General features: G+C 49.2%; 12 protein-coding genes and 1 CRISPR repeat array. Of the genes, 3 read left to right on the top strand and 9 right to left on the bottom strand.

The window, feature by feature from the left end:
• The 5 genes from A8707_RS29880 to cas6 (A8707_RS20670) form a co-directional block, all read right to left on the bottom strand.
• Nucleotides 1–234: hypothetical protein (locus A8707_RS29880; RefSeq protein ID WP_231948234.1), on the bottom strand; the 234-nt coding region annotated here is incomplete at its 3' end.
• A gap of 79 nt (nt 235–313) precedes the next feature.
• Nucleotides 314–1,078 (bottom strand): hypothetical protein, encoded by a 765-nt coding sequence (locus tag A8707_RS20685; RefSeq protein ID WP_068819106.1) that lies wholly within the window; start codon nt 1,076–1,078, stop codon nt 314–316.
• A 241-nt stretch (nt 1,079–1,319) separates the two neighbouring features.
• A CRISPR array of direct repeats spans nt 1,320–3,445; the repeat unit is 35 nt; unit sequence GTTTCCGTCCCCTTGCGGGGAAGAGGTCATGAAAT.
• Nucleotides 3,446–3,689: 244 nt separating this feature from the next.
• Entirely contained in the window at nt 3,690–3,965 is a 276-nt protein-coding gene (cas2, locus tag A8707_RS20680) for a CRISPR-associated endonuclease Cas2 (RefSeq protein WP_068819105.1), read from the bottom strand.
• Nucleotides 3,966–3,969: 4 nt separating this feature from the next.
• Complete coding sequence (gene cas1 / locus A8707_RS20675) at nt 3,970–5,010, bottom strand: CRISPR-associated endonuclease Cas1 (RefSeq protein WP_068819104.1); 1,041 nt, start codon at nt 5,008–5,010, stop codon at nt 3,970–3,972.
• A gap of 83 nt (nt 5,011–5,093) precedes the next feature.
• A complete protein-coding gene (gene cas6 / locus A8707_RS20670; RefSeq protein ID WP_068819103.1) occupies nt 5,094–6,212 on the bottom strand; it encodes a CRISPR-associated endoribonuclease Cas6 in 1,119 nt (372 codons plus the stop codon).
• 128 nt (nt 6,213–6,340) lie between these two features.
• Here cas6 (A8707_RS20670) and A8707_RS29265 point away from each other — a divergent pair, with 128 nt between their 5' ends.
• The 3 genes from A8707_RS29265 to A8707_RS29255 are packed head-to-tail and all read left to right on the top strand — an operon-like array spanning nt 6,341 to nt 7,280.
• Nucleotides 6,341–6,553, top strand: a complete 213-nt coding sequence (locus A8707_RS29265; protein WP_068819102.1) for a hypothetical protein — start codon at nt 6,341–6,343, stop codon at nt 6,551–6,553.
• Nucleotides 6,543–6,992, top strand: coding sequence for a nucleotidyl transferase AbiEii/AbiGii toxin family protein (locus tag A8707_RS29260; RefSeq protein WP_197484936.1), 450 nt, complete (start codon nt 6,543–6,545; stop codon nt 6,990–6,992). Before A8707_RS29265 ends, A8707_RS29260 begins: the two co-directional genes overlap by 11 nt.
• 54 nt (nt 6,993–7,046) lie before the next feature.
• A complete protein-coding gene (locus tag A8707_RS29255) occupies nt 7,047–7,280 on the top strand; it encodes a hypothetical protein (protein ID WP_197484935.1) in 234 nt (77 codons plus the stop codon).
• Nucleotides 7,281–7,464: 184 nt separating this feature from the next.
• Here A8707_RS29255 and A8707_RS20655 read toward each other — a convergent pair whose 3' ends face one another.
• From A8707_RS20655 to csm4, 4 genes are read right to left on the bottom strand one after another with little or no spacing between them, the layout of a single operon-like run.
• Nucleotides 7,465–8,799: an SAVED domain-containing protein gene (locus A8707_RS20655; RefSeq protein ID WP_082906444.1), complete on the bottom strand. Its 1,335-nt coding sequence runs from the start codon at nt 8,797–8,799 to the stop codon at nt 7,465–7,467.
• Nucleotides 8,789–9,583 carry a CRISPR system precrRNA processing endoribonuclease RAMP protein Cas6 gene (gene cas6 / locus A8707_RS20650; RefSeq protein ID WP_068819100.1) on the bottom strand — a complete coding sequence of 265 codons (795 nt, stop codon included), beginning with the start codon at nt 9,581–9,583 and terminating at the stop codon, nt 8,789–8,791. Before cas6 (A8707_RS20650) ends, A8707_RS20655 begins: the two co-directional genes overlap by 11 nt.
• Before the next feature lie 2 nt (nt 9,584–9,585).
• Nucleotides 9,586–10,872 (bottom strand): type III-A CRISPR-associated RAMP protein Csm5, encoded by a 1,287-nt coding sequence (csm5, locus tag A8707_RS20645; RefSeq protein ID WP_068819099.1) that lies wholly within the window; start codon nt 10,870–10,872, stop codon nt 9,586–9,588.
• A 3-nt stretch (nt 10,873–10,875) separates the two neighbouring features.
• Complete coding sequence (gene csm4, locus A8707_RS20640; RefSeq protein WP_068819098.1) at nt 10,876–11,922, bottom strand: type III-A CRISPR-associated RAMP protein Csm4; 1,047 nt, start codon at nt 11,920–11,922, stop codon at nt 10,876–10,878.
• Between the last annotated feature and the right edge of the window lies 1 nt (nt 11,923).

Raw genomic sequence — 11,923 nt, 5'->3', positions numbered from 1 at the left:
CTTTCGATAGCCTGTGTGGCTAACTTTACGTTTTGGGCGGGATGGCAATATTAGCCTGATTAGGACACCGGACAAGTAAATTATAAAATCCTGTAAGTCATACAGGAAAAGACTTTTAGGCTTAGCGTACGATTTTGTCCGAATTCCCCGTTTGCCCCGGAAGTCGGCGTGAGGTTTCAGGGTGAGAGTGATGCCGAGCAGAGCGGTGTCGGTTGACCAGGTGAGGAGGGGCATGATGGCAGCGGATGGCGGGTGTAATGGTGGCAAGGGGAGAGTGGGCAGCAGCGGACAACGACGAGTGCGTGAGGTGGTGTTAAGTGAGAATGCCTGCAACAACGTAGGCAGCATCGGCGACCATGCCGAGTAGGGTGACGGGATTGTTGGCGGGTGTAATGTAGCAACTGCTGGAGACCGTGTAGAGATAGCTCACAGTCGATCGGACGTACACGACTAGTACGGTTGAAGAGGGCAGGATTTTGAGCAGCGCATCGATTTGGGGTTTTGCTTGGGTATCTCGATCGGGGTTGACTAAGCTAGAAAATCTTTGCTGGTTGGGTGTGACCCAATTCTCTAGGTCAAGGATGACAATGTTGGCGGTTTCACTGTGAAGTTGTGGTCGATCGCGCAGAAAGCGCACGTCTCGGAAGCCTCGGACGGTGAGGAGCTTAAATTCGTTGGGGGGTTGAATGGCGTTGGGAAGGTAGTAGTGGACGATCGTGTCGCCGATGATGCGCTCTCTTTGGAGGGTGCGTTTTAGGTTGTTGACTTCGGTTTGCACGAGCGCTGTGACGTGACCCTCGACTTCTTGACGGATAGCGTCGCGGGCGACTTTTTTGGCATCGTCTAGATTTTTGCCGAAGATGAAAGCGATCGCGCCTCCCAAAAAGCCAAAAATAATCAGGACAAATTTCATGGTGTCCACGAAGGTTTTGAAGCTTTCGTTGAGGTCTTTGTTGGCTTGGGTGATGAAGTCAAGCTGTTTGCGGAGGAGTTCGACTTCTGGAGTTTTGGGAGGCGCGATCGGGGTTTGGGCGAGGTGGAAGAGGTGGGTTGGGTCGAGGAGGGGGAGCCAGTCCATAGGGTGTTGTGTAAAAGCTTTGGGAATTATAACGCTGAAGCTTTACAACGCCGACGGCAGCGGATGGCGACTCGGTGAGTAGCAGGGGATATCACATTCAACAGGAAGCGGATGTTTGACTCGTTGTTGCACGGTTTTCCCTCTCCATCCGACCTACCTTTTCCTCATACAGATCAATCATCCGCTCTCTTCTTAGACAAGTAATCTTGGTGACGCAACCAACTCGACATTAGCTGAAATTGTTTCCGTCCCCTTGCGGGGAAGAGGTCATGAAATATGGCAGTGCGGCATCAACTGGAGGCGATCGGGGAACCAGGGTTTCCGTCCCCTTGCGGGGAAGAGGTCATGAAATCTCCGCACTATGGAGGAAGTCAAAGCAGTAGAGGCTATTGAGTTTCCGTCCCCTTGCGGGGAAGAGGTCATGAAATAAATGAGCCAAACAAACTCATCTCAGCATGGGATAGCGCGATGTTTCCGTCCCCTTGCGGGGAAGAGGTCATGAAATAAAAGAGCCAGCGTTTAACCCGATCGCGGAGTACGAGTTTCCGTCCCCTTGCGGGGAAGAGGTCATGAAATCATCGAATACCTTGTGAGCATCGGTTGGCTGACGGACGACGAAAGTTTCCGTCCCCTTGCGGGGAAGAGGTCATGAAATCCGATCACGCCCGCATTCGCGACGCAAGATGAGTTAATTGAGTTTCCGTCCCCTTGCGGGGAAGAGGTCATGAAATTGTTGAGGCTTACAGGCGATCGGCTTCTCTAGAGTTTATGTTTCCGTCCCCTTGCGGGGAAGAGGTCATGAAATTCAGAGGATAGTGTCTCTGCACAGCTTAAGGCAGTATTGTTTCCGTCCCCTTGCGGGGAAGAGGTCATGAAATACCTCCTAGAGCCAAATCAATCGCCTTGTCAGTGAACCCGTTTCCGTCCCCTTGCGGGGAAGAGGTCATGAAATGGCAACGACGACGATTGCCAAATTCTTACAGGATTGAATGTTTCCGTCCCCTTGCGGGGAAGAGGTCATGAAATACGATCGGACGGCACCGCTCTAGTAGCGTCAAGATTGTGTTTCCGTCCCCTTGCGGGGAAGAGGTCATGAAATAATTGGTGATGTAAATACGTTAATTAAAGCACTGAGATACTTGTTTCCGTCCCCTTGCGGGGAAGAGGTCATGAAATAAGACAACGCCTCGCTCTCACAGATTCGGGACTGGATGTTTCCGTCCCCTTGCGGGGAAGAGGTCATGAAATCGAAGCCTACGATCGATGGCTTCAAATTATGAGAGAGTTTCCGTCCCCTTGCGGGGAAGAGGTCATGAAATAGCGGATGCAACCTACCGATCGATTCCCAAGCTGCCGTTGTTTCCGTCCCCTTGCGGGGAAGAGGTCATGAAATTCAACGAAGGACACCCCAAGTGCTCGGCAACGAATGGCAAAAGTTTCCGTCCCCTTGCGGGGAAGAGGTCATGAAATCTGTTCTTGGGTCATTTGTGGCGGCATTGTCTTTATTGTTTCCGTCCCCTTGCGGGGAAGAGGTCATGAAATATGGACATTGAAGACATCAAGCAAGAAATCAGAAGCAGTTTCCGTCCCCTTGCGGGGAAGAGGTCATGAAATCGGCTGGTGAATCTTTGCCTGTGATTATGGCTGAAAACTATGCGTTTCCGTCCCCTTGCGGGGAAGAGGTCATGAAATAAAGCTGCTAAGACTCCTGAAGTCGCAACCGTCTAAGTTTCCGTCCCCTTGCGGGGAAGAGGTCATGAAATAATCGCTTCATTTCAAAATGAACCACTTTACAACTAAAGATGGTAAGTTTCCGTCCCCTTGCGGGGAAGAGGTCATGAAATATGACAACGTATTACGATGATTGGGGAAACGAAGTGGACGAGTTTCCGTCCCCTTGCGGGGAAGAGGTCATGAAATCAGATTCTGCAAGCAATACGGCATCGAGGTGGACTAATGAAGTTTCCGTCCCCTTGCGGGGAAGAGGTCATGAAATCATCTACCCCCGCGACTGCAACCGATACCGCGATCGTGGTGTTTCCGTCCCCTTGCGGGGAAGAGGTCATGAAATGAGCCAACTCGATCGTTGAAGCGGCTGGGCAGTTCCGGTTTCCGTCCCCTTGCGGGGAAGAGGTCATGAAATCAATCTGCCAAAGGCTAGTGGTGCCGACGAATCAAGTGTTTCCGTCCCCTTGCGGGGAAGAGGTCATGAAATCTCAATCCTTCACGAACTGAGACGAGAGCTTGGTATGAGGGAGGTTTCCGTCCCCTTGCGGGGAAGAGGTCATGAAATAAGAGGGATCGATCGACTTCCCCCACGAAACGCTAAGGAGTTTCCGTCCCCTTGCGGGGAAGAGGTCATGAAATCGCGTCCGTCGAAAGCCTGACTGGGTAAAGCTCCTCAGCCAGAAATCGACAGAGGTAAAAATTTCAACTAAAGAAAAGGCTTTTTCTCTTAAAAAACATTTTCCTCCCTACGCTCAGATGCCCACGGATTCAGGCATCGACATAGGTCAACGACAGTATTTGGTTTTCAAGGATCGGTCGAGGTGTGTCGATACACCCATCCACACACCATACCACTCAGCACTTTCAACACGTCAAGTAACTTTCAGATAATATACACCTTGGGCGGTGGTTGGGGTGGCGCACTCCCGATCGTCAACACCCTCGGCACCGCATCCGCCGGAATCCAGTAAAACCGAACACTATCCTCCGACGGCTCGATTCGCCGCTGCACCTGCTCATGCAGCTTCTTCAGCTTATCCAGCGACACGAAACACTCAAACACGCTTTCCTGCACCCGTCGCCCCTGACCCTCCAAGAAATGAGATAGTTTCAAACGGCGCTTACTATCCGCAATGTCATACACCACTAAAGTCAGCATCGCCCTACACCGCCCTCAAAAACGACTCATACTCGACCCCATCTAACAAACACCGCTGATATTGCCGAATCTGCAACTGCATCGCCCGTCGATAAGACACCTGCCCCTGCACATTCGGATGAGCCACCAATTCACTCATCCGCTCCTCAAACCGCCGCAAAAACAACCGCCGCGCTGCATTTGTCAGATAAATCCCCCCCTCACTCACGTCACTAAAATCCTCCGGTTTCAACACCTGCTGATTAATCAACGTCACCACCAACGTATCCACCACCGGAGAACGAAACTCCTCCATCAAATCAAACGCCAGATGCGGATCATGACGATCGGAGCGATGCAAATTACCCAAATAAGGATTCAACCCCTCCGTCAGCAGCAAACTCAGCACGTTGTTAAACAACAGCGTATATCCAAAACTCAGCAGACTATTCACCGCATCTTTGGGCGGGCGGCGACTCCGATCCGTTAAGCTAAACCCCGGATTGATCAACAACCGCCCCAATGCTGGAAAATATCGCGCCGCTGCTGCACCCTCATAGCCCCGTAGTGATTCTATTTGAGCCACAGTTGCCACCGATTCAAGATCTCGATCAATGCCCCCAATTGCCCTCTCCACCTCCATCACTTGCCGCTTGCGATTGAGCCTCAGCAACAACTGACGAGAATTCATCAACTTGCCCCAAACCATTGATCGTGCCATCTCTAGCTGAAAGATTTGATCATGACGGCGATCAAACTGGGCTGACTCCACTGCTAAATTGCAGCGCTCTGCACTCCACAAATGTCCCTTATAGCGCCCACTCTGAGACAAAAACACAACCGGAACTTGCTCCTCCAAACAAGCCGAAACTGCTGCCGTGCTGAGATGAACGTTGCCAAACACCAGCACTTGCTCAACTTCTTTGATAGGCACTCGCACTGGAGAAAGCAGCCCCTCTGACAGCAAATCGTCAGCCTTGATCTTTGGTTTAGGCTCATCAACTACAAACCGTTCCTGTTCCTTCCGCAGAGTCGCGCCTTGGTGGACCAGATAAAGTGAAGACATGGGAAAACTCTCGTGCAGTTAGCTCGCGATCTCACATCCCAACTGTCCCTAACTTGCCCCGTTTTTTTGAGGGCTAACAGGGTTCATTTGTTCGCTAATTGCCGCCGCGCCAGCTTGATATAGGTTTTGACCGTCTCATAATTCATCTCTAAATCCGTCGCGATCGCCTGCAACGATTCTCCCAGTTCTCTTCGTGCCAAAATTGTTGCCCATGTCTCCGCAGAGGTGATCGCCCGATCGCTCCCCGATCGCTTCTTCACTGCCAAAAACTGACTTGTCAACTCACTAATTCTCTGTGCCAGCAGATCTTGAGTCGAAGGCAACACAGCAGTCGTCGGCGCATCTCGCCAGCCCAGCCGCGTCTGCCCCAACCCAAACGTCGTTTTATGCCCCGTGCCACAATAGGGCGCAAACCAACACAGCACCGTGAATAGCTGAATATATTCAGCATCTTCCCGCGCCACCACCGTTAGACCCAGTGAGATCGATCCTGTAAACCCCGTCACCGATCCTTTCTTTCCCGCCACCACCTTGGCAGACTCCAGATGATGCCGCATAATCAACACCGATCCATCAATCCATTCTAGAAATTCATCCGCGTCATATTCGAGATGAGCAAACTGATTCCATCGGCGTAGATAGCTGTGAAACAAATTGGTCGGCACAGGCAACGGAAAATGATTGCCCTTGCGTCTAAAACTCGTCGGTGACAAAAACGATAAATCAACCGCTTTGGCTTGATGCGGACGATCCGCTGCCTGATCAAATAAAGCTTCGTAAGTCGTCGTTTCTCCCACGATCGACCATCCCAAAATCTTGAGCGGAGCCGTTCGCAAATCAATTTCACCGGGCAACTGTTCGAGCCATTGTTTCAACCATCGCACTACAGGCTGACTAAACGCTGTAATCTGCCAGTGATAAATCTGGTTTGCACTCAGTCTCAGCGATCGAGCCGTTGGATCATGCGGATCAATCAACCCAGAAATCGTAAACGGCTTCTCATCCTGATTGTCATGCAGCGTCGCAGAAAGACCAGGGTCACTCTGCTGGATTTGATGAAGAAACCACGCATGAAGCCCGATCATATACTGCGGATAGAGCGTACTGTCTCGCAGCGGCTGCACTTGGAGCGTAATGCCAACCAAGGCAGCATCCTCCGTCCAGGCAGAAGATTTGGGAGTGGGGCGAGATCGAGACGGCATAACGGAGCATCTAAAACATCGACCTAAATTGTAAGCTCAATCCCCGATCGGGGATTAAACTCCTTCATCGATTGAGTCATGACTCAGCGTTTCTGACTAAGATTGAGAGGGTCTAGAATCATTTGATTATGCCGCATCTCGATCAGCTTCCCTTTCTAAAGTCACTCTGCTGGCAAGGAGAAACCCCCTCGATCGCCAACCTGACCGAAGTGGAAGTTTTACAACTCTATGAACGCAACTGGCGGCTTCGTGGAGTGCTGGCTGGTGTGAGTACAGTTGAACAACAATTCATCCGCAATCTTGCAGATAAATACCATTCTTGGTTAGCCAATGATCTTTAGACATGCCATTCATAATCAGGTCTTGCAAGTTTTACAGGCACTCAACTGTAATTTTTTAGCATCCTGCGAGGCATACTTTGGTGGGAGAACACTGCTCTCGCTTTGCTATGGAGAGTATCGCCTCAGTCGCGATATTGATTTTCTCTGTCCCTATGGAGCCACATTTTCGCGATTGCGAATCGCTTTGTACGATCGTGGCTACGACGCGCTCTTTGATCCAAATCGGCTAAGTGACATCCACTTGCCACAGGAAATCCGCACCGATCGCGATGGAGTTCGCTTTGTTGTCCGAGTGGGAGAATCTTCGCTCAAAGTAGAAATTGTGGCAGAGGGACGCATTTCCCTAGAAGCCCCTATTTATCCTGCTGGATTGCCTGTGCCCTGCTTGAGTGTGGTAGACCAAATTGCAGAAAAGCTTCTCGCCAATGGCGATCGCTGACCCGATGCCTCAACCGATTCCCGCGATTTAATTGACCTGAGCATTCTTCGGCAAATGACTCCGTTTCCCGCCGCCGCGATATCTAAAGCAGAAGCAGCCTATCGCTGTATCGATCCGCTCAAGCGATCAATTCTCAACTTTCAAGCTAAACCGGATTATCGATCTCGCTGTTACGAGCGATTGGGAATTCGGACACCTTACACGATCATCACTGGGCTGGATCAATTGGCAGCGCAGTTTGATTTGCCCTTAACCGAACGGATGACCAGTGAGCAACTAGAAGATTAATCTGCTCTGCGGCAGAGAGCCATGCCAAGCGCAAGATAAGACGTTGACCTAAATTGCAAGCTTAATCCCCGATCAGGGATTAAAAGTTTAACAGTAATACTTATTTAGCTCACCACACGTTAATTAGTTGTCTCTAGAATTATGGTTGTTTCGCCCCTACGTCTGTCGGGGTAACCAATTTACTTCATCCTCCTACTTGCAACCTAACTGCTGCTTGATAGCCTTCAGTTGCTGTCCATTCGTAGCTAACAACTTCGCCCAATGTATTCAGTCGTTGCCCTAAAAATAACGCAAATGCCGCAGGTGCCAAGATAACCAAATGAATGAATTCAGCGCTGTACTTTTGTCGATATGTTCGCATCAATTCCTTTGCGTGAATTGCCAAGGCAATAGCATCTGCGTTAGAAATGGCAGCATCTCCAACACCTGTTTCTGGTTCTGTGTAGACTAAAGCATCAAATTCTCCAGGTGACTTCTGAACTAAAGCTACAACATCTTTCCAGGCAGAGCCTGTGATACCAAAAGCAATCAACAGATGTTTTCCAGATTTACCTCTCTTTTGCATTACCCTAAACTTTATTGCAGACGGAGTAGTATATGACTGCCACAGAAACGGTTGGCTTCTAATAATTTGTTCACACTGAAATCGGTACACTAATTCTGGAAAAGTAGCACCTACGGCTAGCATGGCAGGCAGCGGTAATTTAGCACGCAGGTCAATACATTCACCCCAATGAACATCGGTAAGAAACTGCTTCGCTTGAGCCAAATCAGGAAAGAGCTTGTTTTTCCAGGTCGATTCATTAGGACTCTGACGACGACCTTCTTGGAGAAAGTATAGTCTCCAATCTAATTCAACCGTTGGTGCACCATACGACTGCTTATGTAAACCATGAATCCAAAGACTGGGAGGATTTTGAGGGGACGACTCTCTAGCAGTAATCTGAAGCGATCGCTGCTTCAACACCGGAATCTCTGCTTGGGGAATCTCTGCTGTACGAATGCTGTTACAGCCAAACTGATAGGCAAAGTCGTAGGAACGATCGCTGCCCAGTGCGCTATAAAAACCAAAGGCAAACTCTATCGCAGCGCGATCGTCAATTGGCTGATTCATCCCAACCACATAACCAATGTGTTGACAGATTGCCTCAGCCTGAACCTCTGTATAGCAGGCATTGAGCACCACACATTGAACTTGGTCAGCAAATAATTTGAACAGTTCTGACAACGCAGTAGTGCTTACCAACGTTGCTTGTCCTATTTCATTTTCCAGTACTAATCCATCTTTCCCAACACCATGCCCACAAAAATGAATGATTTGTGGAGTTTCCTCTAAAATTGCCAGTTGCAGTTCTCTAGGAGTGACTGCCCATCGCGATTTCAGTTCAAAGTGATCCCGCTTTTGTGCCCGTCGAAGGGCTTTATCGATCTCCCGAACCTCTTCATCTAAGCGAAGCTTTCCCGTCTCTTTAGGATTTGCTGCTAAGGTCAAAATCCGTTTTACAGAGTTATTCATCATCCTTTTCCTTCATTTTTATTTTTGTCTGTCCCATGCCCAAGCGGGTTTTCATCCCTGTTCCAGCGAACTGGGAATAGTTGATGAGTAGGTTTGCGACATGGGTAAGCAATGGATCAGCACGGGATAGAATATTCAGAGAAACTTCTCCCGTGAATCCGGTGATTTTGCTACTGTGAACGCTCACTCTGCGCGTCTGGATTTTGTGCCGCGATATCGCTACAGCCGCCGCAAGATAATCGATTAGTTCGCTGCTTCCTAGGTAAACGGGGGCAAAATGATTCCAGCGTTCAAGCCAACTGTGAAACATTAGAGCAGGGACGGGCAATGGTAAATGGAGGCGATTTTGAGAAAAAGCGGTCGAGGTGGTAAATATGAGGTCAAACCGATAGGTAGGTTCGGGTTCAGCCGCGACTAACAAGTGATAGAGCGTTTCATAACTGGTAGTTTCATCGACTCGATCAACAATTTGAAACCTAGCTCCTAGCAAGTCGAGTCGAGATTCAAGTGCATGATTCGCTAACTCGAAAGATGCGATCGCGATCGAGGCTTTTTCCTGCAACCCACAGAGCGCTAGTTGATAGTTTTCCTCTGGATAAAACGTGAGAAAGTCACCGGATGCTGTTACATTGCCCAAAATTCCTGAGCAGGTCGTAGAAGGGATTTGCTCTGATCCCATTTCAATTCCTAACCGCTGATGCAATTGCTTGACCAACTCCAGCCCATACGACCGCGGCAACGTCGTTGGTTCAGCTACTTTTAATGTCCAAGTTGATCGGATAAGCATCGTCACAGAGCCTTGAATTTAACCCAACCTGGAACAAATTTTATTGTGCCGTCGGAACCGACTACTGTTCGTCTAGACTTTGGAGCTTCAAACCCAGGCGCTCTAATTCCACAGGTATCGCGGAGTTGCGATCGCAATTGGTCATCCAACAACAAGCCTACTGTTGTACCATTCATCCCGCTTCCCCAGCCCAATCGCAGCGCGTAGGGGCAGGTTGTCGCTTCATAAAAATTGCGGATTGCAGCAGTGTCCAGATTGCGATTGTTGCCATTCTGATCACGCTGGTTGGGATTGTTTTGCACATCCTGCCAATAGTCATGTTCTGCATCCCACTGGTCTTGCGCGAAGGCTTGGCAAATCTGAAGAATATCACCAACAGACTTAAAGGGAATTTTCGTCCCTTCTAAATGTTGCATCTGATTGAGAAGATGGTGATCAAGCGTGATCGTAAACGTGGTCTGCACATTGCGGGCTAACTCAGCATAAATTGATGCTCGATATTTAGCGCGATAGTCCCCAAAGCGGCTAGAAACTAATACTTCAGCCGTGATCGACAGATTTTCAAACCGATTTTTCCTGCTTGGCAGAGGAATCTTCTGCTCAATCAACGGCTCAGAATCTGTAACCTTGATTGCTCGCATGAAATCAGTGTTAGGTCCAGTTCTCACATTACTGCGATCGCCCTCTAACCGGAAGTCACTGAACAACGCATCCATAAATAGCGCATCATCAGCAAATTTGGCTTTCTGCCTCAGACTGCCCATCGACTTTTGAAGCTCAAGTTCAATGGCGCTAATCCGTTTCTGCTTCGGCACTTGAAACTGATCCGCATTTTTGAGCAGGTGATACGCGATCGCAGTCCGAATTGCTCCCTTGATTGATGAGCCAGGAATGTAGAGTTGACGATAGCCATTGCGAATCATAGGACGGAGATCGCTAATCTGCTTGGAGTCAGCCCAGCACAAACTTCGGGTTACTTTTGGAAAAATGGGTTGACCGCTAGCATCTTGCGCCTGTGACCAGTCTTCACCAAATGCTTGTTCTAGGATCGGTAGGATTGATCGCCGTTCCTTGATCGTATCCAGATAATCTGGTAATCGACCTTGCTGATAAAGCGATCGCGCTAATACCTCAGCATTCGGTTGATAAACAAACTTAGAAGTTGCCACATATTCAAACGGACTCAGCTTCTGCACTTCAGAACCAATGTGTAACATCGGGCTAGTGAGCTGAATCGTGCAAGAATCTAGCGCCTGAGGCTTCGTCAGAGAGGTGGAGGAAGAAAGCATAGGTCAGGATGCCAGATAAATAGGAAGGCTGAGACTAATACCACTGCGATAGATGGGATGTGCTTTGAAATTTCCCGGTGTAACGTTGGCTAACATCCCGCTAATCGGTTGCGGAAACACAGAACCCTCAGTAAACATCTGCACGGTCTGTCGCCGCGCTTGCTGACCAGACACAGGCGAGACAATCCAGCCGCCTCGTTCTTGTAGAGCATAGCTCGCTCCTTGCAAATATTCAGAGGCAAAGGGATGCTCCCACAGTAGGCTAATCAGACCGTGAAAGTTGAACTGCTTAAAGTTAACAACACTCTTCCATACCTCGTCCAAGTCGTGCCAAGTAGCAGTAAATCGCCCGGCCCCACTCGACTTTTCTCCACCTATCCCCTCATCTCCCAGGAAATCTAGCGCCGCTTTCAATTCGTCTTCTAGTGATGAATCAGCTTCGGGAAAGTGAATCAGGAAATATAACCCAGCTTCCGGCTGAAATTGGACAAAGCCAACATGGTAGAAGTTGCTGGCGCGAGTGGTGCGATCGAGGCTGACTTTAGGAACTCGCTGTGATTGAAACGTTTTGCTGTAGTCAAATGTTTTCGCTTCTTCAAGTTTCCCGAAAGTTTTTGGTTGCTTCACTTTGAGTTCGAGTTCTTCTCGATCTGCATCAGTGAAACCTTCTCCCTGATACCACCGTTGCCAAATCTTCAGGGGCAAATAGGTTAGTTTCTTATATTCTTTTGCAAAGGCTAGACTATCTTCTGGATATCCTTTTGGAGGCTCGATCGGGCGAGGAAGATAATACGTTTCGTTGTAATAGACAAACGTAGAACCAAGCCGAAAAGGAGGCTCTAGCGGAGAAGATTGTGCCTGCTTCGGAAATCGAGCAAATAATTGCTCCACTGCCTCTCCACCAAATAGCCGCGCGTAAGAACTGACCCAGGCGCTAAACAACGTATCTGAGTAAGCTCGTTCACCTGATTTCTCCATGCCGATGCCTAAGTCACCAAAGTGGACTGGGTTTCGCCCAAAGTCTAGCTTGATTAACTTCCAGTGGGTCATG

Source organism: Phormidesmis priestleyi BC1401, assembly GCF_001650195.1.
Lineage (GTDB): Bacteria > Cyanobacteriota > Cyanobacteriia > Leptolyngbyales > Leptolyngbyaceae > Phormidesmis_A > Phormidesmis_A priestleyi_B.
The sequence above is the reverse complement of the archived record's forward strand: the minus strand, read 5'-3'. Positions and strand labels throughout refer to the sequence as shown.

Coding starts and splice junctions, on each gene's coding strand:
- cas6 (WP_068819103.1), bottom strand. CDS start 6,212: ATGCCGTCTCGATCTCGCCCCACTCCCAAATCTTCTGCCTGGACGGAG.
- A8707_RS29265 (WP_068819102.1), top strand. CDS start 6,341: ATGCCGCATCTCGATCAGCTTCCCTTTCTAAAGTCACTCTGCTGGCAA.
- A8707_RS29255 (WP_197484935.1), top strand. CDS start 7,047: ATGACTCCGTTTCCCGCCGCCGCGATATCTAAAGCAGAAGCAGCCTAT.
- cas6 (WP_068819100.1), bottom strand. CDS start 9,583: ATGCTTATCCGATCAACTTGGACATTAAAAGTAGCTGAACCAACGACG.
- cas1 (WP_068819104.1), bottom strand. CDS start 5,010: ATGTCTTCACTTTATCTGGTCCACCAAGGCGCGACTCTGCGGAAGGAA.
- A8707_RS20655 (WP_082906444.1), bottom strand. CDS start 8,799: ATGATGAATAACTCTGTAAAACGGATTTTGACCTTAGCAGCAAATCCT.
- cas2 (WP_068819105.1), bottom strand. CDS start 3,965: ATGCTGACTTTAGTGGTGTATGACATTGCGGATAGTAAGCGCCGTTTG.
- A8707_RS29260 (WP_197484936.1), top strand. CDS start 6,543: ATGATCTTTAGACATGCCATTCATAATCAGGTCTTGCAAGTTTTACAG.
- A8707_RS20685 (WP_068819106.1), bottom strand. CDS start 1,078: ATGGACTGGCTCCCCCTCCTCGACCCAACCCACCTCTTCCACCTCGCC.
- csm5 (WP_068819099.1), bottom strand. CDS start 10,872: ATGCTTTCTTCCTCCACCTCTCTGACGAAGCCTCAGGCGCTAGATTCT.
- csm4 (WP_068819098.1), bottom strand. CDS start 11,922: ATGACCCACTGGAAGTTAATCAAGCTAGACTTTGGGCGAAACCCAGTC.